The organism is Chromobacterium sp. S0633 (assembly GCF_024158805.1).
Taxonomy (GTDB): Bacteria; Pseudomonadota; Gammaproteobacteria; order Burkholderiales; family Chromobacteriaceae; genus Chromobacterium.
This window is the reverse complement of record NZ_JAMZGH010000005.1, coordinates 36,092-60,602: the sequence shown is the minus strand read 5'-3', so window position 1 is coordinate 60,602 and position 24,511 is coordinate 36,092. Positions and strand designations below refer to the sequence as shown.

The following is a 24,511-nucleotide window of genomic DNA, read 5'->3' as shown; positions in this document are numbered from 1 at the left end:
GACTGCTCGGCAAACTGCTGGGCGCTTGCATACCACTCGTAGCTCAAAGGAGTCAGAATGAAACCACAACTGCGCCTTCCCGCCGCCCTCGCCCTGGCCTGCCTCAGCGCGCCGCTCTGGGCCCACGGCACCATGGAAGTGCCGATCAACCGCACCTACAACTGCTTCAAAGAGGGCGCGGAATCGCCGAAATCCGCCGCGTGCCAGGAAGCCCGCCGCGTGGGCGGCACCCAGGCCATGTACGACTGGAACGGCATCAACCAGAACCCGCAGGGCGACAACCACGCGGCGGTGGTGCCGGACGGCAAGCTCTGCGCCGGCGGCCAGGACAAGTTCAAGGGCTTCAATCTGGGACGCACCGACTGGCCGAAAACCAAGCTGGTGCCGGACGCCAACGGCAACTACGAGTTCGTCTACCACGCCACCGCGCCGCACTCGACCAAATACTTCAAGTTCTACGTCACCAAGAACGGCTGGGATCAGACCAAGCCGCTGAAGTGGTCCGACCTGGATCCGCAGCCCTTCCACACCGTGACCGGCAACCCGCCGCTGGACGCCAACAAGCGCTACCACATGGTAGCCAAGCTGCCGGCCGGCAAGAGCGGCCCGCACATCATCTTCAACGTCTGGAAACGCGCGGACAGCGAGGAAGCGTTCTATTCGTGCTCCGACGTGGTATTCGGCGACGGCACCAATCCGCCGGAACCGCCGCCGGTGACCAATCCGTGGAAGGAAATCGGCAAGGTGACCGCTTATGAAAACCTGCCGAACAACAGCACCGCCACCCTGCGCGTGTTCGACGCCAGCGGCCGCGACGCCGAAACCATCCCGGTCAAGCTGGACGCCGTCAGCGGCCAGATGGCGAACTGGCCGTACGAGCTGGGCGTGAAAGTGAACGCGACCTCCAAGGCGATCCGCATCGGCGTGATGAATCAGAAGCAACGCACGGTGAGCATCACCCCGGAACGCAGCGCCACCGCCAACCGCGTGTACCTGAACGACAGCTACAAGGGCTACACCTATCAGATCGACCTGAAAAAGGGCGACGGCGGCATCACGCCGCCGCCGGTGGGCGACACCTGGAAGGAAGGCCTGTCCTACACCGCCGGCCAGATCGTCAGCTATCAGGGCAAGAAGTACCGTTGCCTGCAGCCGCACACCGCCTGGGCCGGCGCGGGCTGGACTCCGTCCACCCAACCCGCCTTGTGGGCTCCGGCCTGACCGTCCCCTTGTCAGCGCGCGGGCTGAACGCCTGACGTGTTGACTCGCCGGCCTTCCCCGTCCCGGAAGGCCGGTCTCTCCCACACTCCTCCTGCCGCAGGCCCATTCCTTGGATGGCCACCGCGCCATGCCCGCGACGCAGGCAGGACGGCGGCCGCGCGTCGCCTGCCGGGATTCGCAAGAAAGCCGATTCCGATGGAAACCTCAACCCAGACCTATCCGCCCATCGCCGCCTGGCTGCACTGGATTTGCGCAGTCGTGATCCTGTGGGCGATGATCAGCGGCTTCGCGCTCGCCTCCGGCGCGCTGCCGCCCGCCGTCGCCGCGGCGATTCCGCCGTTCAACGTTGCGCTGACCACCTTGTTGATGCCGGTCTTCCTGCTGCGCGTCGTTTACCGCGCCAGCTTCCGCATGCCGCCGCCGGCCGGCGTTCCGCCCGCCAAGCACCGGCTGGCGCGCCGCGCCCACGCGCTGCTCTATCTGCTGAGCTGTCTATCGCTGGCCAGCGGCTGGCTGATGATGGAGCGGCCGGTCGACGTGTTCGGCCTGATCACGCTGCCGCCCAGCCTGGAAGCCGGCGCGGCCACGCGCGCGCTGGCCAAGCTGCACTTCGCCAGCAATGTGCTGCTGGCTCTGCTATTGACCGCCCACATCGGCGCGGTGATTCAACACCAGCGCCAAGGCCGGCGCCTGCTGCGGCGCATGTCGCTGCTGACGGGCTAACGCCGCCAGCTGATCAAGACCACCGCCGCCACGATCACGCTCATCGCCAGCATCTCGTGCAGGCCGATGTGCTCGCCGAGGAAGACCACGCCCAGCAAAACCGCGATCACCGGGTTGACGTAGGCGTAGCTGGTGGCGGCGGCCGGAGACACCGTCTTCAGCAAGTGCAGATAGGCGCTATAAGCGATGATGGAGCCGAACACCGCCAGGTAAAACAAGGCCAGCCAGCTGGACAGCGTCGGCATCGCCTGCAGCTTCTCGCCATAGGCCTGGCTGGCCAGCAACAAGGCTGCGCCGCCGAAGATCATCATCCAGGCGCTGCCCATCGGTCCCTTGGGCTGAGCCAGATGGCGGCTCCAGGCCGAGCCCAGCGCCCAACCGGCGGAGGCCAGCAGCAGCAGCGCGGCGCCGCTGGGGCTGGCCTTCAGATTGGCCCCCATATTCAACAGCACCATGCCGCAAACGCCCAGACCGATGCCGGCCCACTCCACCTTGCGCGCCTTTTGGCCGAACATGCGCGCGAACAACAGGGTGAACAGCGGCACGGTGGCGATCACCAAGGCGGCCACGCCTGAGGACACGTCTTTCTCCGCCACCGTGACCAAGCCGTTGCCCACCGCCGGCATCAGCACGCCGAGCAAGGCGGCGCCGCCCAGCTCCCGCGCGTTCGGCATCGGGTATTTGCGCAAGCATAGGTAGGCCAGCATCAGCCAGCCGGCCAGGGAAAAGCGCAGGCCGGCCATCATCATCGGCGGCCAGGACTCGATGCCTATGCGTATGCCCATATAGGTGGAGCCCCAGATCACGTACAGGGCGAAGAAAGCGGCTAAGGTCAGCGGGGGAATGCGCGAAAACGGCATGGTGCGGCTCGGGAAAGTGGAACCGGATACCATGCCGTATGGGAATGTCCGTGGCAAGTCCAATTTTGCCGCGGACGGGCCAGGCTTAACGCGTGGCCAAGCGCTGCAGGATGTTGGAGAACTCTTCCATATAACTGTCGAAGCGGGTGGCCAAGCGGTCGACGTCGGTGGCGAAGCGGTTGTAGGCCACCACCGCCGGAATCGCGGCGAACAGGCCGATGGCGGTGGCCACCAGCGCCTCGGCGATGCCCGGCGCCACCGTGGACAAGGTGGCCTGGCCGGCGTTGCCCAGGCCGATGAAGGCATGCATGATGCCCCACACCGTGCCGAACAGGCCGATGTAAGGACTGACCGAACCGACGGTGGCGAGGAAGGAGGTATGGCTGTCCAGGGCGTCCAGCTCGCGCTGCGCCGCCGCCTTCATCGCCCGGCGCGAGCCGGCCATGATGTCGGACAGCTCGGTACCGTTGCGGCCGCGCAGCTTCAGGAACTCGGCGAAACCGGACTGGAAAATGCGCTCCATGCCCACGGTGTCGCTACGGCGGCTGGCGTCCTCGTACAAGCGGTTCAGGTCCGCGCCGCTCCAGAAATTACGCTCGAACTCGTCGCTATTGCGCCGCGCCGCGCGCAGCACGGCGATCTTGTTGAAGATCAGGGCCCAGGACAGCACCGACATCAAGGCCAGGCCGGCCATCACCAATTGCACCATCAGGCTGGCGTCCAGGATCAGGCTCAGGAAGGAAATCTGTTGCACGGCAACTCCTCTTGTAATCGCCAGGCTCAGCGCAACACGCGGCCTGTTTCCAAATCAATGATGGTGGACGGTTTGCGCCGCTTGCCGATGCGGCCCGGCAGAGTCAGCACCCGCTGGCGGAAAGCCTCGCGGCAGGCCCGCGCGGTTTTCAGCGATTGCTGGCCGGCGCGGTTGGCCGAGGTGGACACCAGCGCCGTGCCCAGGCTGCGGCACAAGGCAGCCGCCTCGCCATGCGCTGTCACGCGCACGGCGATCTTGTCGTGTTTGCCGCGCAAGGCCGGCGGCACCCGGCTCGAGGCCGGCAGCAAAAAAGTATATGGACCGGGCCAGTAGCGCGCCAGTTCCGCGTATTGGGCGGCGCTCAACGGACGGATCAGATGACGGATCTGGGAGACGTCGGCCGCGATCACGATCAGCCCCTTGTGATTGGGCCTGGCCTTGATCGCCAGAATTTTGCGGATGGCGCGCACATCCAGCGGATTGCAGCCCAGGCCGTAGCAGGACTCGGTGGAATAGGCGATGACCTCGCCTTGCTTCAAGGCGGCGCGGGCCTGCTGTTGCAGGGCGCGGCCGGGCAGACGGGGCACGGGCCGCACCTGGCCTGGCGTGAACTTCATGATGGACGGCGATGCGAAAGTAAAGCCGCATTGTACCGCTGTCCGCGGCGGCGACCTAGCGCTTCGACGCCGCGTCGTCAACATCCTCCGGCGCCGGCCGCCAGGCGTAGCAGCGAAGCGGCGGCCTGTCGCTGCGAAATTGCTTCAACCAATACGCCAGCCGGCGCCAGCAGCGGCGCTCATGACGCAGGAAATGCGCGACCCCGCGCCATCGGCCTCCGGCCCCCGGCACTGCCGGCGATGCGATACGACTCACGATGAACTCTCCTCGACATCAGGCTCGGTCTCCGGCCTATAAGCAGGCCGGCCTTCGCCATTCACCTCCAATCTAGGAGAAGCCGCATCAAGTCAATGTCGAATTTCCGATGCCAACTGTAAAAATGCCATAAATCTGCCCCTTTCCTTCACCGCCCCGCTCCGATATTTTTAAGCATTTGGAACCTAGCCAAGCTGTCGATATTATTCATTGAACCCATAAAATATTTTTGTCATCCTCTTGCAGCCGTACCATCCCGCGGCCGCAATGAGCCAGTTTTCTGATTCAAGCTATTGAAAGAACAATATGAGCATTTTGGTCACTGGTGGCGCCGGCTTCATCGGCGGCAATTTCGTGCTGGACTGGCTGGCGCAGAGCGATGAGCGCATCATCAATCTCGACGCGCTGACCTACGCCGGCAATCTCGACACCCTGAAAACCCTGGGACAGGACCCGCGCCATGTCTTCGTGCGCGGCGACATCGGCGACCGCGCGCTGCTCGACGCCCTGCTGGCCGAACACCAGCCGCGCGCGGTGCTCAATTTCGCCGCGGAAAGCCATGTCGACCGCTCCATCCACGGACCGGGCGACTTCATCCAGACCAATGTGGTGGGCACCTTCAATCTGCTGGAGAGCGTGCGCGACTACTGGACAGGGCTGGCGGACGCGGACCGCGCCGCCTTCCGCCTGCTGCACGTCTCCACCGACGAAGTCTACGGCACGCTGGGACCCGACGACGCGCCCTTCTCCGAGCTCCACCGCTATGAGCCCAACAGCCCCTACTCGGCGTCCAAGGCCGCGTCCGACCACCTGGTGCGCGCCTGGCACCACACTTACGGCCTGCCGGTGCTGACCACCAATTGCAGCAACAACTACGGCCCCTATCACTTCCCGGAGAAGCTGATTCCGCTGGTGATCCTCAACGCCCTGGCCGGCAAGCCGCTGCCCATCTACGGCGACGGCAGCCAGGTGCGCGACTGGCTCTACGTCAAAGACCATTGCAGCGCCATCCGCCGCGTGCTGGAAGCCGGCGTGCCCGGCGAAACCTATAATGTCGGCGGCTGGAACGAGAAAACCAATCTGGACGTGGTCAAGGCGATCTGCGCGCTGCTGGACGAGTTGGCGCCTCAAGCCGACCCGGCGCGCCGCTACGCCGAACAGATCGCCTTCGTCGCCGACCGCCCCGGCCACGACCGCCGCTACGCGATAGACGCGCGCAAGTTGGAGCGCGAATTGGGCTGGAAACCGCAGGAAACCTTCGACAGCGGCATCCGCAAAACCGTCGCCTGGTATCTGCAACATCAGGATTGGGTCGCCAACGTCAGCAGCGGCGCTTATCGCGACTGGGTGAACCAGCACTATGGCTGAGCGCTCACCCACCATTCTGCTGACCGGGGTCAACGGCCAGCTCGGCCATCGGTTGCGGACCGCGCTGACGCCGCTGGGCGAGGTCGTCGCGCTCAGCCGGGCCGAACTGGACCTGAGCCGGGCAGACAGCGTCCGCCAGGCGCTGGAACGCCACCAGCCCGACATCATCGTCAATCCCGCCGCCTACACCGCGGTGGACCGCGCCGAGAGCGAGGCGGAACAGGCGCATGCGGTCAACGCCGCCGCGCCGGCGCTGCTGGCGCAATGGGCGGCTCAGCACCAGGCGCTCTTGCTGCACTACTCCACCGACTACGTATTCGACGGCGCCGGCGAACAGCCCTGGCGCGAGGACGACCCGGCCCGGCCGCGCTCGGTCTACGGCCAAAGCAAATGGGCGGGCGAGGAGGCGGTGCGCGCCGCCGCGCCGCGGCACTTGATTCTGCGCACCAGCTGGGTGTTCGGCGACCATGGCGGCAACTTTTTGAAGACCATTCTGCGCCTGGCGCAGGAACGCGACAGCCTGAAGGTGGTGGCGGATCAGATCGGCGCGCCCACCTCCACCGCCTTGATCGCCGACGTCACCGTGGCCCTGCTGCGCGACTATCTGCGCGACCCGGCCGGCTTCGCCTACGGCAGCTATCATCTGGCGGCGCAGGGCGAAACCAGTTGGCACGGCTACGCCCGCTTCCTGGTGGCCGAGGCCGGCAGACTGGGCTATGCGCTGCGGCTGTCTCCGGCCGACATCGAACCGATCACCACCGCCGACTATCCATTGCCGGCGCCCCGCCCCGCCAACTCCCGGCTGGACTGCGCCAAGCTGCGGCAGACCTTCGGCCTTGCGCTGCCGCACTGGGAAAGCGGCGTCAAACAAGTGCTGGCCGAACTCGGCGCCCAGCCGCAACAGAAAGACATTCAATGACTCAGGCACGCAAAGGCATCATCCTGGCCGGCGGCTCCGGCACCCGGCTGTACCCGGCCACCATTTCCGTCAGCAAACAATTGCTGCCCATCTACGACAAACCGATGATCTACTATCCGCTGACCACGCTGATGCTGGCCGGCATCCGCGAGATCCTGATCATCTCCACCCCGCAGGACACGCCCCGTTTCGAACAACTGCTGGGCGACGGCAGCCAATGGGGGCTGCGGCTGCAATACGCGGTGCAGCCCAGTCCGGACGGCCTGGCCCAGGCCTTCATCATCGGCGAGGACTTCCTGGCCGGCGCGCCGTCGGCGCTGGTGCTGGGCGACAACATTTATTACGGCCACGACTTTTCCGCCTTGCTGCAAGACGCCAACGCCAAGCGCAGCGGCGCCAGCGTGTTCGCCTACCGCGTCAACGACCCGGAGCGCTACGGCGTGGTGGCCTTCGACGCCGACGGCAAGGCGCTGTCCATCGAGGAAAAACCAGCGCAGCCCAAGTCCAACTACGCGGTGACCGGCCTGTACTTCTACGACGAGCAGGTGGTGCACATCGCCAAGGCGATCAAGCCCTCGCCGCGCGGCGAGCTGGAGATCACCGACATCAACAACGTCTATTTGCAGCAGGGCCAGCTCTCGGTGCAGACCATGGGCCGCGGCTACGCCTGGCTGGACACCGGCACCCATGAATCCATGCTGGAAGCCAGCCAGTTCATCGCCACCATAGAAAGCCGTCAGGGCCTGAAAGTGGCCTGCCCGGAGGAAGTGGCCTACCGTTCCGGCTGGATAGGCGACGAGCAGGTGCGCCTACTGGCCAAACCGCTGCAGAAGACCGGCTACGGCCGCTATCTGCTGGCGATGCTGGATCAGCCGGTCTATTGATCTTGACGAGCGACACATGAATATCATCGACACCCGCATTCCCGACGTCAAAATCATCGAACCCGCCGTATTCGGCGACGAACGCGGCTTTTTCTTCGAAAGCTTCAATCAACAACGTTTCGAAGCCGCCGTCGGCTGCGCCGCGCCCTTCGTCCAGGACAATCACAGCCGCTCGGCCAAGGGCGTGCTGCGCGGCCTGCACTATCAGCTGGCGCCGCACGCCCAGGGCAAGCTGGTGCGGGTGATCGCCGGCGAAGTCTTCGACGTCGCCGTCGACATCCGCCCCGGCTCAGCCAGTTTCGGCCAATGGGTGGGCGTACACCTGTCCGCCGCCAATAAACGTCAGCTCTGGGTGCCGCCCGGTTTCGCTCACGGCTTCCTCACCCTGTCGGACAGCGCCGAGTTCCTGTACAAAACCACCGACTATTGGTTCAAGGAGCTGGAGCGTTCCATCGCCTGGAACGATCCGGAGCTGGCCATTGCCTGGCCGCTGGACGGCGAGCCGCAGTTGTCGGCCAAGGACGACGCCGCGCCCGGCCTGCGCCAGGCCGAACTGGGCTGAGCCGGAACCAAGCCCGAAAATGAAAACAGCGCCGCTTGCGGCGCTGTTTCTCTATCAAGCGGCAAGACGCTAATGTTTGCGGCCGATAGCGCGCGCGCCGATGTCGCGGCGCATCTGCTTGCCGGCGAACTGAATCTGGTCGGCCAGCACGTAAGCCTTGCCCTGCGCCATCTTGACGCTGTCGCCCAGGCCCACCGCGCACAGCACGCGGCCGCCGTTGCTGCGCAGCTGCTTGTCCGCGTCCAGGCTGACGCCGGCGTGGAACACCATGCCGTCCTCACTCTCCGGCGGCAGGCCGCTGATCAGATCGCCCTTGCGCGGCGCTTCCGGATAGCCTTCGGCCGCCAGCACCACGCCCAAGGCCACGCGCCGGTCCCATTCCGCCTCCACCTGGTTCAGGCGGCCGTTGACGCCGGCTTCCAGCAACACAGTGAAGTCCGACTTCAGACGCGCCATGATGGGCTGGGTTTCCGGATCGCCGAAGCGGCAGTTGAACTCGATGGTGTAAGGATTGCCCTGCGCGTCTATCATCAGTCCGGCGTAGAGGAAGCCGGTATAGCTGTGGCCGTCCTTCTTCATGCCCAGCACCGTGGGCAGGATGATTTCGCGCATCACCCGGTTGTGCACCGCCGGCGTCACTACCGGCGCCGGGCTGTAGGCGCCCATGCCGCCGGTGTTCGGGCCCTGATCCTGATCCAGCAAGCGCTTGTGGTCCTGGCTGGTGGCCATCGGCAACACGTGGTCGCCGTCCACCATCACGATGAAGCTGGCCTCCTCGCCCTGCAGGAAGTCCTCGATCACCACGCGCGCGCCGGCGCTGCCCATCTTGTTGCCCACCAGCATATCGTCGAGGGCGGCGTGCGCCTCGTCCAGCGTCAGCGCCACCACCACGCCCTTGCCGGCGGCCAGGCCGTCGGCCTTGATCACGATGGGCGCGCCCTTGGCGTCGACATAGGCATGGGCGGCGGCGGCGTCGCTAAAGGTTTCGTACGCGGCGGTGGGAATGCCGTGGCGCTTCATGAAGGCCTTGGCGAAATCCTTGGAGCTTTCCAGCTGCGCGCAATACTGGGTGGGGCCGAAGATTCGCAGCCCTTCGGCGCGGAAGGCGTCGACCACGCCGGCCGCCAGCGGCGCTTCCGGGCCCACCACCGTCAGTTCGATCTTCTCCTGCTTGGCGAAAGCCACCCACTCCGCCACGCTGCCGAGCTCGACGTTGGTCAGATTGGGGTCCAGCGCGGTGCCGGCGTTGCCGGGCGCGACGAAGACCTTGGATACCCGGCGCGACTTGGCGATGCGCCAGGCCAGCGCGTGCTCGCGTCCGCCGGAGCCGATAACCAGTACTTTCATGTTCGATGCTCCACTCGTTTTTACGGCGCGTCGCAACGCGCCGGATTCTTCACTCAGCCCAACTGCCAACGCAGCCAGGCGAACAAGACATTGCCGTTATTGTGCCCGCCCGGGATATAAGTGGCCTGCAAGGCCAGGCGGCGGTATTCCACCGACACCAGCGGCAGCACCGCCGGCAAGGGCGCGTAGCTGTAGTCCGAGCGCGCGGTGACGCCGGCGGTGAAGCCCGCGCCCAAACGCCAGCCGTCCAATGGGCGCCATATTTTCTGGAAGGCGTAGCCGACGAAGGGCTCGACATCCTTGTGCGAATCCAGGAAGGCCATCGCGTACACCGCGTGCCAGTCGCCGTCGGCGTCGTAGCGATAACGTCCCGCGCCCAAGCCCCACGGCCGTTCGTTGAATTGCCGGATCTTCTCTCTATCGTAGAAGGCGCGGTTGTGCCACGTCACCGCCGGCACGTACAACTCGTACTGGTCGGAACGCCAGGTCGCTTCGATATTAGCGCGGCCGCGTTGCCAGAAACCTTGCGGCTCGACGGCCGTCTCTTCGGCCTGCGCCGCCAGGCTGGCGGACGCCAACAAGCCGGCGCCCAGCCAACAAACAATTGCTCTCATCGGAAAAACAACAAATCCATGTAAAGAAGCCGGCATGCCGGCCTCCTCCGGTTAATCGGAACCGCTCAGTGGCGGAAGTGACGCACCCCGGTCAGCACCATCGCGATGCCGTGCTCGTCGGCGGCGGCGAACACTTCTTCGTCGCGCATCGAACCGCCCGGCTGAATGATGGCCTTGATCCCCTGCTCGGCGATCACGTCGATGCCGTCGCGGAAGGGGAAAAAGGCGTCGGACGACGCCACCGCGCCCTGCAGGCTCAAGCCGGCGTCGGCCGCCTTGCGCGCGGCGATGCGGGTGGAATCGACGCGGCTCATCTGGCCGGCGCCGATACCGGCAGTCTGACCATTTTTACAGAAAACAATTGCATTCGACTTCACATATTTGGCCACGCGCCAGGCGAACAGCAGATCGGACAGCTCCTGCGGCGTCGGTTGACGCTGGGTCACCACGCGCAATTCGTCCAGGCCCACATTGCGGATGTCCGGCGTCTGCACCAGCACGCCGCCGCCGACGCGCTTCAGTTCGAAGCGGTTGGCGCCGATCTCCAGCGGGATTTCCAGCACGCGCACATTCTTCTTGGCGGCGATCACGGCCTTGGCTTCCTCGGTGAAAGCCGGCGCGATCAACACTTCCAGGAACTGGCCGGTCACCGCTTCCACCGTGGCGGCGTCCACCGGGCGGTTGAAGGCGATGATGCCGCCGAAAGCGCTGGTGGTGTCGGTGGCGAAAGCCAGCCGGTAGGCGCTCAAGGTGTCGCCCGCCACCGCCACGCCGCAGGGGTTGGCGTGCTTGACGATGACGCAGGCGGTGTCGTCGAAGGTCTTCACCGCCTCCCAGGCGGCGTCGGCGTCGGCGATGTTGTTATAGGACAGTTCCTTGCCCTGCAGCTGACGGTAATTGGCGATGGAGCCGGCGGCCGGGTCCAGATCGCGATAGAAGGCGGCCGCCTGATGCGGGTTCTCGCCGTAACGCATGTCCTGCACTTTGACGAACTGGGCGTTGAGGCGCTTGGGGAAGGCCACGCGTTCCGGCTTGCCCGCCAGCGCGCCGTCGGCCAGGCTGGTCAGGTAGTTGGAAATCGCGCCGTCGTAGGCCGCGGTGTGGGTGAAGGCCTTCTTGGCCAATTCGAAGCGGGTGGCCTTGGACAGCGCGCCGCCGTTGGCGCGCATCTCCTCCGCCAGCGCCGCGTAATCGGCGGCGTCGGTGACGATGGCCACGTGCGCCCAGTTCTTGGCGGCGGAACGCACCATGGTCGGACCGCCGATGTCGATGTTCTCGATCGCGTCTTCCAGTTCGCAGTCCTGATTGGCGATGGTGGCTTCGAACGGGTAGAGGTTGACGCAAACCAGATCGATGTTGCCGATCTCATGCTCGGCCATCTTGGCCACATGCTCCGGCAGATCGCGGCGGCCCAGGATGCCGCCGTGCACTTTCGGATGCAGGGTCTTGACCCGGCCGTCCAGCATTTCCGGGAAGCCGGTGTAGTCGGACACCTCGGTCACCGGCACGCCGGCGTCGGCCAGCAGCTTGGCGGTGCCGCCTGTGGACAGGATGTGCACCCCTTGGGAAGCCAGGGCCTGGGCGAATTCCAGAATGCCGCTCTTGTCGGAGACGCTGATCAGCGCGCGTTCGATTTTGCTCATGGTTCTCTACCGCGTTAACTAAAAAGGAACACAAAAAAAACCGGCCACCCTATTCGGTATGGCCGGTTTGTCTTCATATCAAATCATAAGACTTCATCTTTTTACGCAGGGTGTTGCGGTTCAATCCCAGCAACTCCGCCGCCCGGGTCTGATTGCCCTGGGTGTGTATCAGCACCACCTCGAGCAATGGCTTTTCCACGCAAGCCAACACCATGTCGTAGATGGCGGAGGGGTTCTCGCCATCCAGGTCCCTGAAATACTGTTCCATCGCCAGCCGCACCGACTGCGAGATATGGTCATTGTTCTGCATGGTTATTATTCTGTCCAAGTCTGATTGGAATTAGCCATCCACCACCGTCTCCGAGTCGTGGTCCAACGCTTCCCCAGCGCCATCCAAATACACCAGCCGTTCAGAGTCCCCGGCCAAACGGTCGAAATAGGCCGCCACGGCCAAGCGCTGCTCCGCCGTGGACTCGAGTTGGTACATCTGCTGGCGGAACGCGTTGCCGCCCTGCAGTCCCTTGGTGTACCAGGCGATGTGCTTGCGGGCGATGCGGCAGCCCGAATATTCGCCGTAAAACTGGTATAGCTCATCCAGATGCCCCAGCAAGAGCTGGCGGATCTCGCTCACTTCCGGCGGCGGCAGGCATTCGCCGCTCTCCAGAAAATGCTGGATTTCGCGGAAAATCCACGGCCTGCCCTGGGCCGCCCGTCCTATCATGATGGCATCGGCGCCGGTATGTTCCAGCACCCACTGTGCTTTCTGCGGGGTATCGATGTCGCCGTTGGCGATCAGCGGAATCCGGATCTGACGCTTCACCTCGCGTATCGTGTCGTACTCGGCCGCGCCGCGATACATGTCCTCGCGAGTGCGGCCGTGCAAGGCCAGCGCGGCGATGCCGCAATCCTCGGCCAGCTTGGCCACCCGCAGCGCGTTGCGGTGTTCCGGACTCCAGCCGGTGCGCGTCTTCAGCGTCACCGGCACGTCCACCGCCTTGACCACCGCCTCCAGGATGCGTCCCACCAGCGCCTCGTCGCGCAGCAAGGCCGAACCGGCGGCCACATTGCACACCTTCTTGGCCGGACAGCCCATATTGATGTCGATGATCTGCGCGCCGCGCTCCACGTTGAGCCGCGCCGCCTCGGCCATCTGCGCCGGATCGGAGCCGGCGATCTGCACCGAGATCGGCTCCACCTCGCCGGCGTGATCGGCGCGGCGCAAGGTCTTGGCCGTGGTCCACAGCGCCTTGTTGGAGGTGATCATTTCCGATACCGCCATGCCGGCGCCCAATTGCTTGCACAGCATGCGGAACGGTCTATCCGTCACCCCGGCCATGGGCGCCACGATCAGCCGGTTTTTCAATGTGTACGAACCAATGCGCATGCTTGCGAAACTCTGGGATAGCTGACTGAAGGGCCGGTATTGTAAAGCTTTTTCCCAGGAACGTGGATTTTTTTTGCTTATTTTTTGAGCAAACCCCATAGCGTCAAGCCATGGGGTCGCGGGGATGAGGTGGAAGTTGGCCGATAAGCCGGGTCTTGTCGTTGGACAGTCATTCCTCTAGGCCTGCCGTTACCGACAGGCTCAAGCGACCTACCCGGGGATATACGCGAGCAACGTCAATTCCCCCTATTTGGTCTTGCTCCGGATGGGGTTTTGCCTGCCGTCCGTGTTACCACGTCCGCGGTGCGCTCTTACCGCAGAATAGGGCACCACACCCTATCTGTCCGACCGGGCTCTCGCCCGGCCAGTACACCTTTTCACCCTTGCCTGATCCGTCTCGCCGCTTGCGCGGCGAAATCAAGAGTCCACGTCCTTGCGGACGCTTCCTCCGGCCATCGGCGGTTCAGCTCTCTGCGCCACTTTCCATCGCCTCACGACGTCCGGCCATTAACCGGCATCCTGCTCTGCGGAGCCCGGACTTTCCTCCCCGTCCGTTCTTGCGAACGAACGCAGCGACTGCCTGGCCAACTTCCGGCCGCCATTCTACCCGATTCCGCCCCGGCCGGCCCGACATTTTGCCATGACAAACGCGATAATCCCTTATACTGGCGGGTCCATCGAGCGATAACGACAAAAACATGGAGTTGAATCAGGCCAAGCTGTCCCGTCTGCAATTGTTTGGCACGCTCGCCATTGTGTTCATGCTGGCGCTGACCTTGTCCAGCTACTTCCTGCTGAGCAGCTGGAACGATTTCCAGGCCCGCCAGCACACCATACGCCAGGACGCTTACGCGCGCGCGCGCGACTACCTGCGCTCCTACGCCGACCACGCCGCGCAAACCCTGTCCGCGCTGCGCGAACGCACCAACGACACCCTGAAGCAAAGGCTGCGCGAACAGGTGGACCAGGCCTGGAACCTGGCCGACGCCATCTGGCGCCAGGAACGCCTGCGCCGCCCGCCGCATCAGGTGCAGCGGCTGATCGCGGAGGCGCTGCGGCCGCTGCGCTACTTCGACGGCCGCGGCTATTTCTTCATCGACGGCCTGGACGGACGCTGCGTGCTGCTGCCCACCGCGCCGCAGCTGGAGGGCGGCTCGCTGCTGGCCAACCGCGACGATCAGGGCCGCTACATCATGCGCGCGCTGATCGAGTCGGTGGACAACCCGCAACAGCGCGGCTTCAGCTCCTACCGCTGGTACCAGCCGGGCCGCGGCGAGATGAGCGAGAAAGTCGCCTACGCCCGCCGCTTCGGCCCCTACAACTGGCTGATAGGCAGCGGCGAATACCTGAACAACGTCGAAACCGACATGCAGAAGCAAGGCCTGGAGATGCTGGCGCGCATGCGCTTCGGCCACGACAGCGGCGACTTCATGATCATAGACCGCCACGGCGTGATCCTGCTGGACCCGTCCAATCCGGCGATGAACGGCAAGCACTACTCCGCCCTGCCCGGCGCCGACCGCGGCCGCATCGCCGAACTGATCCGCCGCGGCAAGCAAGGCGGCTTCATGGAATACCTGATCAGCAGCCTGGACGCGCCGCAAGGCGAACGCTATCTGTCCTACGCGCGCCAGCTGCCCGGCTGGGACTGGACCCTGGTCACCAGCCTGCACGTGCAGTCCATAGAAGACAGCAGCCAGCGCGCGCGCCAGGAACTGGAGCGCAGTCTGCGCGAACGCATCGTCGCCACCCTGCTGCTGACCCTGGCCGCCCTCTTGGTCGCCGCCGCCTTCTGCTGGTTCTTCCTGCGCTGGCTCAACGCGCTGGTGCAGCGCTACCGCCAGGACTTGCAGCAAAGCCACCTCTCGCTGGAACAGCGCTCGCGCGATCTGCGCCTCAGCCATTTCATGGTGGACAACGCCACCGATCTGATCGCGCTGCGCAACGCCGCCGGCGACATCGTCTACTGCAACCAGGCGGCGCGCCAACGGCTGGATTGCGGTTGCGACGCCGCGACGCTGACCCGCGCGCTGTTCCGCCCGGCCGCGGACGCCCTGCCCCACACCTTCGACGCCCGGCTGCAGTGCTGCGGCGAGGAGCAATGGCTTGAAGTCACCGTCAGTCCGCTCAACTACCAGGGCGAAGACTATCTGTGCGCCACCGGCCGGGACATCACCGCGCGCCGCCAGACCGACCGCCAGCTGCGCCTGGCCGCCAAGGTGTTCGAATCCAGCAACGAGGCCATCCTGGTCACCGACCCGGACAACCGCATCCTGGCGGTCAACCGCGCCTTCTGCGCGATCACCGGCTACGAGGAGGCCGAGGCGCTGGGCCAGACTCCCGCCCTGCTCGCCTCCGGCCGTCACGAACCGGCCTTCTTCGAAAACATGTGGCAGCAGCTGACCCAGCGCGGCCAGTGGTCCGGCGAGATCTGGAACCGTCGCAAGAACGGCGACATCTTCCCGGAATGGCTGAACATCAGCGTGCTGCAGAACGAACAGGGCGAGATCAGCCACTATGTGGCGCTGTTCACCGACATCTCCGAACGCAAGGAGCAGGAGGCGCGGGTACAGCACCTGGCCGAATACGACGCGCTGACCGATCTGCCCAACCGCGTGCTGATCAACGACCGGCTGCAGCAGGCCATCCGTCAGGCCGAGTTGCGCCAGGGCCAGCTGGCGGTGCTCTTCGTCGATCTGGACCACTTCAAGAACATCAACGACACCCTGGGCCACGGCCTGGGCGACGAATTGCTGAAACAGGCGGCCGGCCGCCTAAGCGCCGCCGTGGGCGCGCTGGACACCGTCGGCCGCACCGGCGGCGACGAGTTCGTGCTGATCCTGCCGTCCATCGACCAGCCCGGCGAGGCCGCGCAAGTGGCCGAACGCGTGCTGGCCGCGATGCAGCGGCCCTTCGACATCGGCGCCCATCAGCTCAACGTCAGTTGCAGCATAGGCATCAGCCTGATGCCGGACGACGGCCGCGATCTGCAGAACCTGCTGATGAACGCCGATCTCGCCATGTACCACGCCAAGGCGCACGGCCGCAGCACCTTCCGCTTCTACACCCGGGAAATGAACGTGGAAGTGGCCGAAAGGCTGCATCTGGAAACCCGGCTGCGCCGCGCCATCGAACACGGCGAGCTCTACCTGGTTTATCAGCCGCAATTCAATATGAGCGGCGAACGCCTGCTGGGCTGCGAGGCGCTGGTGCGCTGGCGCGATCCGGAACACGGCCTGATCATGCCCTCGCGCTTCATCCCCATCGCCGAGGACACCGGCCTGGTGGTGCCGCTGGGGCGCTGGGTGCTGGGCGAAGCCTGCCGCCAGGCGGCGCAATGGTACGACAGCGGCCTGCGCCCGGTGCGCATGGCGGTCAATGTCTCGGCGCGGCAGCTGACGCGGCCGGACTTCGTCGACGATGTGCGCGACGCGCTGCAAAGCAGCGGCCTGCCAGGCTACTGCCTGGAGATCGAAGTCACCGAAAGCACGCTGATGGAGGACGCGGACTTCGCCGCTCGCCAGTTGGCGGTGATCAAGGCGATGGGGGTGCGCTTGTCGATAGACGATTTCGGCACCGGTTATTCCAGCCTGGCTTATCTGAAGCGCTTCGCGCCGGACACCATCAAGATAGACCGCTCCTTCATCATCGACCTGCCGCAGGACGAGGAAAACGCCGCCATCGTCTCCGCCATCGTCCACCTGGCTAACGCGCTGGGCATGGACACTCTGGCCGAGGGCGTCGAGCATCCGCAGCAGCAGGACTATCTGGGCAAGCTCGGCTGCTCGGCGATGCAGGGTTATCTGCTGGGCGCGCCGCTGTCCGCGGAGGCGATGGAGCAAAGAATGGACGCGCTGCGGCAACGGCTGTCCGTCTGAATCCGGCCCGGGGCGATGCCGGGCCGGCAAGCTCAGTCCAGCGGCCGGTTCGCCGTCTCAGGCACCATCGCCAGCCCTATCATCGACACCAGGATGCACAACACCGCGTACAGCGCCGGCGCGTTGGGATCGCCGGTCAGCCGGATCAGGCCGGCGGCGAAGAACTGGGCGAAGCCGCCGAAAATCATCACGCCCACGCAGTAGACGATGGACATGCCGCTGGCGCGGATGCGGCGCGGAAACAACTCCGGCAGCACCGCGATGCTCGGCACCGCGGTCAACACCAGCGGCACTGTCAGCAGCACCACGACCAAGAGCAGCGTCGGCAAGCCGGGCGCGGCGTTCAACAGCATGAAGCCCGGATACAGCAAGAGCAGCAAGACCAAGCGCGGCCACAAAATGGAACGGCGACGGCCGACGCGGTCGCTCCAGCGTCCGGCCGCCACCGACAGCAGCACTTGCAACAGGGCCGCGGTCGACGCCGCCCAGATCGCCACCGCCAGCGGCATGCCCAGCACCGTCACCGCGTGATTGGCCAGATAGTGGGCGATGATGAAGTTGGGCCCGGTGCCGCCTATGGTCAGCAATACCCCGGCCAATATCTGCCGCCCGTGCCGGCGCAGCAAGGGCCCGGCCGGTTCCGTCGTCGCCTGCGGCGCCACCGCCGAGGCCGCGGTCTCGTCCAGCTGGCTGCGGATATACTCGCCCACCGGAATCGCCAACACCCCGATGGCGAACACCAGCCGCCAGCCCCAGGCCTCCATCGCCGCCGCCGGCAACAGCGCGCTCAGCAAGCTCACCGTCAGCGTGCCGGCCAACACCCCCAGGCCCTGGCTGAACAGCTGCCAGCTGCAGTAGTAGCCGCGCGACTTGTCGTCGGCGTACTCCATCAACATCGAGGTGGCCGCCCCCACCTGGCCGCCGACGGCGAAGCCCTGCACCAGCCGCCCCAGCACCACCAGCACCGGACCGAGCAGGCCGGCCTGGGCGTAGGTGGGCGCCACCACGAACAGCATGGAGCCTATCGCCATCAGCCACAGGCTCAGCCGCAGCGCCGGCTTGCGTCCCTTGCGGTCCGCGTACAGGCCGATGACGATGCCGCCTATCGGCCGGCTGATGAAGCCGGTGCCGAACACCGCGAAGGACAGCATCAGCTGCAGCAGCGGCTCGTCGCTGAACGGAAAGAACAAACGCCCCATCAAGGTGGCCAGCGCGCTGTAGACGATGAAGTCGTAGAACTCCAGCGCATTGCCCACGGTGATGGCGGTGATCGCGCGCCGGCTGGGCGCGGCCGGCCGCGCCGCCGACAACTGGGCGGCCGTCATTGCCCGCCTCCGGCCGCGCCGCCCAGATAGCGCTCCACCAGCTTGACCCAGTAGCTGGCGCCCACCGGCAAGGCCTGGTCGTTGAAGTCGTAGCCGGGGTTGTGCACCATGCAGCCGCCCTCGCCGTCGCCATTGCCTATGATCAGATAACAGCCCGGCACCCGCTCCAGCCAGAAGGCGAAATCCTCGCTGCCGGTCAGCGGCGGCATCTCCGCCACCACCCCGCCCTCGCCCAGCCAGTCCACGGCCACCTGCCGCGCCAGCGCGGTGGCCGCCGCGTCGTTGACCAGCACCGGATAGCCGTCCTGGTAATCCACCTCGGCACGCGCGCCGAAGCCGGCGGCCTGGGCCGCGGCCAGCGTCTCGATGCGTTGGCGCAGCAAGGCGCGCACCTGCGGCCGCAAGGCGCGTATGCTCAGCCGCATTTCCGCGCTCTCCGGAATCACATTGGGGGCCTCCCCGGCCAGGATGGCCCCCACCGTCACCACCGCCATGTCCAGCGGCGACACATTGCGCGCCACCACGCTTTGCAGCGCCATCACCAGGGACGCGGCCACCACCACCGGGTCCACCGCCTTGTCCGGCACCGCGCCGTGGCCGCCGGTGGCGCGGATGCGGATCACCGCGGTGTCGGCGGAAGCCATGAAGGGGCCGGGCCGGAAGCCCAACTGGCCCACCGGGAAACCCGGCATATTGTGCATGGCGAAGATGGCGTCGCAGGGGAAGAGCCGGAACAGGCCGTCGTCCAGCATGCGCTTGGCACCGCCCTTGCCCTCTTCCGCCGGCTGGAAAATCAGATGCACGGTGCCGCTGAAGCTGTCGCGCCGCGCCAGCTCGCAAGCCGCCGCCAACAGCATCGCGGTATGGCCGTCGTGGCCGCAGGCGTGCATTTTTCCCTCCACGCGGCTGGCCCAGGGCAGGCCGGTGGTTTCCTGGATGGGCAGCGCGTCCATATCGGCGCGCAGGCCTATGCTCGGCCCCGCGCCGCGGCGCAGGGTGCCGACCACGCCGGTCACGCCCAGTCCTTCGTGGATCTCGTAGCCCCAGTCGCGCAGGCAGCGGATCACATGGCGGCGGGTCTCCACCTCTTCGAAGCCCAGTTCGGGGTGGGCGTGGATATCGTGGCGCAGCGCGATCATCGCCGGGGCGATATCGCGGATGCCGGGCAGAATGGGGGCGTTCATGGCGTCGTCTCCTTGGTGTCTATCACGCTCTTGTCGCACACTGTCGTGGCGACGACGGACGCGGCGCCGCGACTGCGATCCCAGACTAGCGGCAATAGTTAATAGGTGAATAGCCGCAGAACGGTGATCGAGAACACTTCTGGTTGTCGGTTTGGAGGAGAGATGAAACTGCAGCAACTGCAAGCGCTGATCGCGCTGGCCGACGGCGGCGGCATTCGCGCCGCCGCGCGCATGTTGGACCTGTCACAGGCGGCGGTCAGCAAAACCCTGCGCGAACTGGAGGAAGAACAGCGGCTGCCCCTGCTGCAACGGCACGCCAGCGGCGCGCGGCTGACCGAGGCGGGCCGGGCCTTGCTGATCCACGCGCGCCAGGTGGCGATGCAGCTGGAGCGCGCTCATGACGAATTAGAGGCGCTGCGCGGCCAGCGCGACGCCAGGCTGTGCATAGGCGTCACGCCCTGGCTGGTGCCCACGCTATTGCCCGAGGTGGTGTTGCGCTTTCGCCAACGGCTGCCGGCGATCCGGCTGGAATTGTTCGAAGGCCTGCTGGCGGTGGCGCTGCCGCGGCTGCGCGACGGCCAGATGGATTTCGCCATCAGCCCGCTATTCGACCCTCTGGCTCAGGAATTCCATTGCCAGCCGCTGTTCAGCCACGGCGGCCGGGTGTTCGCCCGCAACGGCCATCCAGCGCTGCGCGCGCAGTCCTTGTCCGAACTGCTGGAGCAGGATTGGGTGGTCAATTACAGCCCCTCCAGCTATCGCCACGTGCTGGACCGGCTGTTCACCCGCCACGGCCTGCTTATCGCGCCGGAACGGCTGATCTGCGCGCAGTCGATGGCGCTGCTGGCCGGCCTGGTCCAGGCCGGCATGCTCAGCTACGGGCCGGAGCCCTTGCTGCTGTGCCCGGAATTCGCCGGCAAGACCCAGGCCTTGTCGCTGCGGGAAGACATGGAGGATATCGTCATCGGCGTGATCAGCCTGCAGGGGCAGGCTCACGGCTACGCCGCCCGCTGCTTCATCGACTGCCTGCGGCAGACGCTGCGCCAGCGCATGCGCTCGGCCCGGCCGGAGGACCGGGCCTTGGCGCGGATGCTGACGCTGCGGTTTTAGAGGCCGTTCAAAGCCTGCGCGCTTCGGCGACGCCGCGTCGCGCTCAATCGAAGCGCAAGGTGTAGCGCGACTCCACCGAGGCGTCGGTGCCGGCCCGCAACACCACCGACCAGCCCCTGCTCAGCTGATACGCCAGCTTCACCGCCTGGTTCGCGCTGGTCACGCCGTATTCGTAGCCCAGATACAGTTCGCGGGTCAGCTGACGGCCCACCGTCACCACCTGCTCCGCCGGGCTCACCGTGCCGTTGGCCAGGGTCTTTTCCTTGCGACTGGACACGCCCAGATCGTCGAACAGGCCGATCTGATCGTTGAGCGAGCCGGCCAGCATCATGCCGGCGGAGGCCGCCAGATCGTTGTCGTCGCGCTCGCCGCTGGCCGCCCGGCCCAAGACCAGCCAGGCCAGCTTGTCCTTTTCCGACATCGGCTCGTCGGCGATCAGCCGCACCTTGGGCACCGACACCGAACCGCTGACTTCCACCCCGGCGCCCACCGGCGACAGCCGGCGCTTGGCGCGCACATTGAGCAGGGGGTTGTCCAAGGGACCGTTGAAGGTGATGGCGCCGTACTCGATGTCCAGATCCTGGCCATAGGCCTTGTAACGCCCCTTGACCACCCGCACCTGGCCCTTGGCGCCCGGCGCTTCGCCCGGATTGGCGCTGACGCGCACCGAGCCGGTCAGATCCACGTTCAGGCCCTGGCCGGAGAAGCGGAAGTGGTCGCCCAGGTCCAGATCCAGCGCCACCGTCAGCGGCATGCTGGCGAAGGCCGACGGCTCCGGCCCCGGCCGGCCCTTGACCATCACATCGTCGCCCAGGCTGGGCGCGCCGAACTTGGGCAGGCCGATGCGGCCCTGGTCGGCGCGGATATGGCCGGTCAGCGACAGTTTGCCGGCCACCATCGCCAGCTCCGTGCGGCCGGACACCACCAGGCGGCGGTTGGGCCGGTCGAACACGCCGAACTTGCGCAATTCCACCGCCACCCGCGCGTCCGGGGTGTCGCCGCTGAGATCCAGCGCGCCGCTGGCCGCCACCTCGCCTTCGCCGCCGGCGAAGCGCAAACGGTCCAGCACCAGCTTGCGGCCGTCCAGCCGCGCCAGCAGGCTGCCGTCGCCCAGGCGGATGCCGGTGCGGCGGTCCGCCAGCAATAATTTGTCGCCGCGTATCGTCCCTTGGGCCATAGGCTGGCTCAAGGCGCCGGTCAAAGCCAGATTGGCGCTGATCTGGCCGCCCAGCTCCAGCGAAGGACCGGCGAAGCTGGCCAGCGTCGCTAGCGAAGGCACGCTGGCGCTGACCGTGGCGTTGAGCGGGGTCTTGGCGTCGATGGCGCCGCCGTTCCACGGCACCGAGCCCTTGCCTTGCGCTTGGGCGTAGCGGCTGTCCAGATTCAGGTCGAACAGCGCGCGCCCGCCGTCCAGCGTCAGGGTGACGGCGGCGGTCTTCAGACCCAAGGCCACGTCTTTGCCCTTGTCGCCCGGCAGCTGCACGTCGCCGCCGGCGCGGCGCAGCGTGAACTGGCCCTTGGCGTTGGCCGCCAGATTCAGGTTCCAGTCGGAATCGAAGCTCAGATCCTGCTTCACCGGCAGGCTGAGCAAGGGCCCCAGCTCCGCCAGCCGCAGGCCGCGCGCGGAGCCGCGGGTGCTGAGCGCGCCGTTGGCGCCGCGGTTGAGTTCGGCCAGGGTGATGCTGCCGCCCAAGGCCGACAGCCGGGCGTTGCCCACCTTGATCTGCTCGCCCAGCTCCAGCGCCACCGGCGCCAGCAGGCTAAGGCCGGGACGGCCGCTCAACTCCAGCTTGCTCAGGGTGCCGGCCCAGGGCCCGGCCTCGCCGCGCAGGCCGCCGCTGGCCGCCAATTGCAGCGCGTAAGGGTGGTCGGCCAGGCGGAAACGGCCGTCCAGTTGCAGGCCGTGGCGCGCGCGCGTGCCGTTGGCGCTGGCGCGCAGCTGCTCGGCGCGGAAACCGCCGGCTTGCAGCGCGGCCACGTCCAGCTTGAGTTGGAACGGGCTGTTCTGGTCGGCCTTGACGTTGCCGCTGAATTGCATGCTCTGCACGGCGATATTGCCCGGCAGCTTCAGTCGGTCGGCTTGCAGATTGGCGCTGATCAACGGCGCCTTGGGCGTGCCCGCCAACTCGCCCTGGCCCTTGACCACGCCGGAGAAACCGGGGCCGATCAGGCCGAGATTGGGCGCGTCGATCAAGAGTTTGAGCTTGTCGCCGGCGGCGCCGTAAGCGCCGTTGGCCTGCAGCCGGTTCTGCGCCAGCTTCAGATCGGCGCTGAGGGACTTCAAGCGTTCGCCCTGCAGCTGCAGATCGGCCCCACCGCTGAGCGGCGCGCCGGACAGCTTGCTGGGCGCGAATTGCAGCTTGGCCGCCACGCTCAGCGGGCTGGCCAGCTGGCCCTTGGCCTGCAAGCTGGCGTTGAGGTCGCCGCTGGGCAGGCCCGGCTTGAGTTTGGACGGGTCGGCGCGATTGAGCTTGCCGTTGAAATCGAACAGCTGCTTGCCGTCCAGGCCCAGTTGACCGGCCAGCGCCAGGGTGCCGACGCCGGCGGTCAACTCCGCCTGCCGGATCAGCAGCGCCGGATGCGGCGCCGGCGCGAAACCGACATCGGCCTTGGCTTGCAGGGTTTTGCCCTTGAGTTGGGCGAGGATGTTCGGCCCGCTCAAGGGGCCGTCCAGCGTCACCCGGCCGTCCAGGCTGTCGTCCGGCGCGTCCGCGTGCAATTGCCTCAGGCCCAGCTTGGAGACATCCAGCGCCAGCTTGAGCCTATCCGGCCGCAGCTGGCCGGCCAGGCCGATTTCGCCGCCGGCGATCCGGGCGTGGGTATTGAACAGCTCCAGCGCCTTGTCGTCGGCGCGGAACTCGCCGGCCAGCAAGGACAGCGGCAGCCGCTGATCAGACAAGGGGCCGGCCAGCTCATTGAGCAGAGTCAGGCCGCCCTTGACGCGCTGGCCGGCGTCCGGCTCGGCGAACACCGCCAGGCTGAGCTTGGCGCGCGGCCATTCCGGCAGGATGGCCTGCGGATTGATGCCGGCCATGCGCGCGTCCAGCCGGGTGAAACTGTTGAAGGGATTGCTGGCGAAGGGCAGCAGGCCGCCCTTGACGTCGGCCACCAGATCTTTGCCGGACAGCTCGCCGTCAAAGCTCAGGTGCAGCAGATCGCCGCCCAGCGCCAGCCGCGCCTGATAGGGAATCTTATCCAGCTCGCCGTCGGCGCTGAGCTTGCCCTGCAGCGCGAAGGGCTTGGCGTCGGCCAATTGCAGCGCCGCCGCGGCCTCGCCCCAGGGCGAGCCCAGGCGCTTGAGCTTGAGATCGTGGCGCCGGCCGTCGTAGACGTAGCCGGCTTCCAGGCCGTAGAGCCGCAGCTTGGCCGGCTCCAGCGTCACGCTGGCCACACTCAACCGGTCCAGGCGGACGCCCAGGGGCAAGGCCAGCGATTCCGGCGCGCCGCTGGACGGGGCGGCCGGCGTCGGCTTGACCGCCACCTTGACGTGGCCCACCGCCAATTGCCTCACCCACAATTGGCGCTGCCACAAGGCGCTCGGCCGCCAGTCCAGCTGCACGGACTCGATGTCCACGTCGCTGCCGGCGCTGCGTACGCGCACCTCGCTCAGTTTGAAGCCGTCCCACAGCGTGCCTTCGGCTTGCTTGACGCTGACGGCGTTGCCGCTGAGACCGCCCAGCGACTGCATCAGCCAGGCGAAGCCGGCGCGGCTGCCGGTCAGCCAGGCGCTGGCGGCCAGCAAGAGCGCGATCAGCAGCAAAGGCAGCCACAGCAGCCAGCGCCAGCGGCGGCGCTTGGGCTTGGCCGGCGGCGGCGGCGCGGTGTCGGGAGTTTGGGGAGTGTCGGTTTCGCTCATGAATGC

The 24,511-nt window shown here is 66.4% G+C and carries 19 protein-coding genes and 1 other RNA gene; 8 read left to right on the top strand and 12 right to left on the bottom strand.

Features of this window, described 5'->3' with window-relative positions; translation table 11 throughout:
- The first annotated feature begins 57 nt into the window (after window positions 1–57).
- Both NK214_RS05110 and NK214_RS05105 read left to right on the top strand, forming a co-directional pair.
- Entirely contained in the window at window positions 58–1,221 is a 1,164-nt protein-coding gene (locus NK214_RS05110) for a lytic polysaccharide monooxygenase (RefSeq protein ID WP_107801020.1), read from the top strand.
- Window positions 1,222–1,416: 195 nt separating this feature from the next.
- Complete coding sequence (locus NK214_RS05105) at window positions 1,417–1,944, top strand: cytochrome b (protein ID WP_253313888.1); 528 nt, start codon at window positions 1,417–1,419, stop codon at window positions 1,942–1,944.
- Here the strand turns inward: NK214_RS05105 and yedA are convergent.
- The 3 genes from yedA to NK214_RS05090 form a co-directional block, all read right to left on the bottom strand.
- Window positions 1,941–2,804: a drug/metabolite exporter YedA gene (gene yedA / locus NK214_RS05100; protein WP_227105589.1), complete on the bottom strand. Its 864-nt coding sequence runs from the start codon at window positions 2,802–2,804 to the stop codon at window positions 1,941–1,943. The genes NK214_RS05105 and yedA overlap by 4 nt on opposite strands.
- An 85-nt stretch (window positions 2,805–2,889) precedes the next feature.
- On the bottom strand, window positions 2,890–3,549 hold the full coding sequence (gene tolQ, locus NK214_RS05095; RefSeq protein ID WP_368651269.1) for a protein TolQ: 660 nt from the start codon (window positions 3,547–3,549) through the stop codon (window positions 2,890–2,892).
- 35 nt (window positions 3,550–3,584) lie between these two features.
- The gene (locus NK214_RS05090; RefSeq protein WP_227105591.1) at window positions 3,585–4,145 is read right to left on the bottom strand and encodes an L-threonylcarbamoyladenylate synthase; all 561 of its coding nucleotides are present in this window, start codon (window positions 4,143–4,145) and stop codon (window positions 3,585–3,587) included.
- A gap of 592 nt (window positions 4,146–4,737) precedes the next feature.
- Between NK214_RS05090 and rfbB the strand changes: the two genes are divergently transcribed.
- Genes rfbB through rfbC form a run of 4 tightly spaced genes read left to right on the top strand, consistent with a single transcriptional unit; the run spans window position 4,738 to window position 8,164 of the window.
- Entirely contained in the window at window positions 4,738–5,799 is a 1,062-nt protein-coding gene (rfbB, locus tag NK214_RS05085; RefSeq protein ID WP_253313887.1) for a dTDP-glucose 4,6-dehydratase, read from the top strand.
- Entirely contained in the window at window positions 5,792–6,718 is a 927-nt protein-coding gene (gene rfbD, locus NK214_RS05080) for a dTDP-4-dehydrorhamnose reductase (RefSeq protein ID WP_253313886.1), read from the top strand. The genes rfbB and rfbD overlap by 8 nt, the downstream gene beginning before the upstream one ends.
- The gene (gene rfbA, locus NK214_RS05075; RefSeq protein WP_253313885.1) at window positions 6,715–7,602 is read left to right on the top strand and encodes a glucose-1-phosphate thymidylyltransferase RfbA; all 888 of its coding nucleotides are present in this window, start codon (window positions 6,715–6,717) and stop codon (window positions 7,600–7,602) included. The genes rfbD and rfbA overlap by 4 nt, the downstream gene beginning before the upstream one ends.
- Window positions 7,603–7,618: 16 nt before the next feature.
- Window positions 7,619–8,164 (top strand): dTDP-4-dehydrorhamnose 3,5-epimerase, encoded by a 546-nt coding sequence (gene rfbC, locus NK214_RS05070; protein WP_253313884.1) that lies wholly within the window; start codon window positions 7,619–7,621, stop codon window positions 8,162–8,164.
- Window positions 8,165–8,233: 69 nt separating this feature from the next.
- Here the strand turns inward: rfbC and purD are convergent, their stop codons facing one another.
- From purD to rnpB, 6 genes are all read right to left on the bottom strand, one after another.
- Window positions 8,234–9,511, bottom strand: coding sequence for a phosphoribosylamine--glycine ligase (gene purD / locus NK214_RS05065; RefSeq protein ID WP_253313883.1), 1,278 nt, complete (start codon window positions 9,509–9,511; stop codon window positions 8,234–8,236).
- A gap of 53 nt (window positions 9,512–9,564) precedes the next feature.
- The gene (gene pagP / locus NK214_RS05060) at window positions 9,565–10,125 is read right to left on the bottom strand and encodes a lipid IV(A) palmitoyltransferase PagP (protein ID WP_253313882.1); all 561 of its coding nucleotides are present in this window, start codon (window positions 10,123–10,125) and stop codon (window positions 9,565–9,567) included.
- A 65-nt stretch (window positions 10,126–10,190) separates the two neighbouring features.
- Window positions 10,191–11,768: a bifunctional phosphoribosylaminoimidazolecarboxamide formyltransferase/IMP cyclohydrolase gene (purH, locus tag NK214_RS05055; RefSeq protein ID WP_253313881.1), complete on the bottom strand. Its 1,578-nt coding sequence runs from the start codon at window positions 11,766–11,768 to the stop codon at window positions 10,191–10,193.
- A gap of 73 nt (window positions 11,769–11,841) precedes the next feature.
- A complete protein-coding gene (fis, locus tag NK214_RS05050) occupies window positions 11,842–12,078 on the bottom strand; it encodes a DNA-binding transcriptional regulator Fis (protein WP_019100932.1) in 237 nt (78 codons plus the stop codon).
- Between the two features lie 30 nt (window positions 12,079–12,108).
- Entirely contained in the window at window positions 12,109–13,152 is a 1,044-nt protein-coding gene (gene dusB / locus NK214_RS05045) for a tRNA dihydrouridine synthase DusB (protein ID WP_107801030.1), read from the bottom strand.
- 128 nt (window positions 13,153–13,280) lie between these two features.
- Window positions 13,281–13,744, bottom strand: an RNA gene (gene rnpB, locus NK214_RS05040) — RNase P RNA component class A.
- A 106-nt stretch (window positions 13,745–13,850) separates the two neighbouring features.
- Here rnpB and NK214_RS05035 point away from each other — a divergent pair.
- Window positions 13,851–17,030, top strand: coding sequence for an EAL domain-containing protein (locus tag NK214_RS05035; protein ID WP_253313880.1), 3,180 nt, complete (start codon window positions 13,851–13,853; stop codon window positions 17,028–17,030).
- 32 nt (window positions 17,031–17,062) lie between these two features.
- Here the strand turns inward: NK214_RS05035 and NK214_RS05030 are convergent, their stop codons facing one another.
- Window positions 17,063–18,355, bottom strand: coding sequence for an MFS transporter (locus tag NK214_RS05030; RefSeq protein WP_253313879.1), 1,293 nt, complete (start codon window positions 18,353–18,355; stop codon window positions 17,063–17,065).
- Window positions 18,352–19,539 (bottom strand): M20 aminoacylase family protein, encoded by a 1,188-nt coding sequence (locus NK214_RS05025; RefSeq protein WP_107801033.1) that lies wholly within the window; start codon window positions 19,537–19,539, stop codon window positions 18,352–18,354. Before NK214_RS05025 ends, NK214_RS05030 begins: the two co-directional genes overlap by 4 nt.
- Before the next feature lie 162 nt (window positions 19,540–19,701).
- Between NK214_RS05025 and NK214_RS05020 the strand changes: the two genes are divergently transcribed.
- Window positions 19,702–20,649 (top strand): LysR substrate-binding domain-containing protein, encoded by a 948-nt coding sequence (locus NK214_RS05020; protein WP_107801034.1) that lies wholly within the window; start codon window positions 19,702–19,704, stop codon window positions 20,647–20,649.
- 43 nt (window positions 20,650–20,692) lie between these two features.
- Here the strand turns inward: NK214_RS05020 and NK214_RS05015 are convergent, their stop codons facing one another.
- Entirely contained in the window at window positions 20,693–24,505 is a 3,813-nt protein-coding gene (locus tag NK214_RS05015; RefSeq protein WP_253313878.1) for a translocation/assembly module TamB domain-containing protein, read from the bottom strand.
- Window positions 24,506–24,511: the final 6 nt, after the last annotated feature.

What these genes read in the sequence shown, in the direction of transcription:
- dusB (WP_107801030.1), bottom strand. Translation starts at nt 13,152, where the DNA reads ATGCGCATTGGTTCGTACACATTGAAAAACCGGCTGATCGTGGCGCCC.
- pagP (WP_253313882.1), bottom strand. Translation starts at nt 10,125, where the DNA reads ATGAGAGCAATTGTTTGTTGGCTGGGCGCCGGCTTGTTGGCGTCCGCC.
- NK214_RS05035 (WP_253313880.1), top strand. Translation starts at nt 13,851, where the DNA reads ATGGAGTTGAATCAGGCCAAGCTGTCCCGTCTGCAATTGTTTGGCACG.
- NK214_RS05110 (WP_107801020.1), top strand. Translation starts at nt 58, where the DNA reads ATGAAACCACAACTGCGCCTTCCCGCCGCCCTCGCCCTGGCCTGCCTC.
- NK214_RS05015 (WP_253313878.1), bottom strand. Translation starts at nt 24,505, where the DNA reads ATGAGCGAAACCGACACTCCCCAAACTCCCGACACCGCGCCGCCGCCG.
- NK214_RS05025 (WP_107801033.1), bottom strand. Translation starts at nt 19,539, where the DNA reads ATGAACGCCCCCATTCTGCCCGGCATCCGCGATATCGCCCCGGCGATG.
- NK214_RS05030 (WP_253313879.1), bottom strand. Translation starts at nt 18,355, where the DNA reads ATGACGGCCGCCCAGTTGTCGGCGGCGCGGCCGGCCGCGCCCAGCCGG.
- rfbD (WP_253313886.1), top strand. Translation starts at nt 5,792, where the DNA reads ATGGCTGAGCGCTCACCCACCATTCTGCTGACCGGGGTCAACGGCCAG.
- NK214_RS05105 (WP_253313888.1), top strand. Translation starts at nt 1,417, where the DNA reads ATGGAAACCTCAACCCAGACCTATCCGCCCATCGCCGCCTGGCTGCAC.
- rfbA (WP_253313885.1), top strand. Translation starts at nt 6,715, where the DNA reads ATGACTCAGGCACGCAAAGGCATCATCCTGGCCGGCGGCTCCGGCACC.
- purD (WP_253313883.1), bottom strand. Translation starts at nt 9,511, where the DNA reads ATGAAAGTACTGGTTATCGGCTCCGGCGGACGCGAGCACGCGCTGGCC.
- rfbC (WP_253313884.1), top strand. Translation starts at nt 7,619, where the DNA reads ATGAATATCATCGACACCCGCATTCCCGACGTCAAAATCATCGAACCC.
- purH (WP_253313881.1), bottom strand. Translation starts at nt 11,768, where the DNA reads ATGAGCAAAATCGAACGCGCGCTGATCAGCGTCTCCGACAAGAGCGGC.
- rfbB (WP_253313887.1), top strand. Translation starts at nt 4,738, where the DNA reads ATGAGCATTTTGGTCACTGGTGGCGCCGGCTTCATCGGCGGCAATTTC.
- yedA (WP_227105589.1), bottom strand. Translation starts at nt 2,804, where the DNA reads ATGCCGTTTTCGCGCATTCCCCCGCTGACCTTAGCCGCTTTCTTCGCC.
- NK214_RS05020 (WP_107801034.1), top strand. Translation starts at nt 19,702, where the DNA reads ATGAAACTGCAGCAACTGCAAGCGCTGATCGCGCTGGCCGACGGCGGC.
- fis (WP_019100932.1), bottom strand. Translation starts at nt 12,078, where the DNA reads ATGCAGAACAATGACCATATCTCGCAGTCGGTGCGGCTGGCGATGGAA.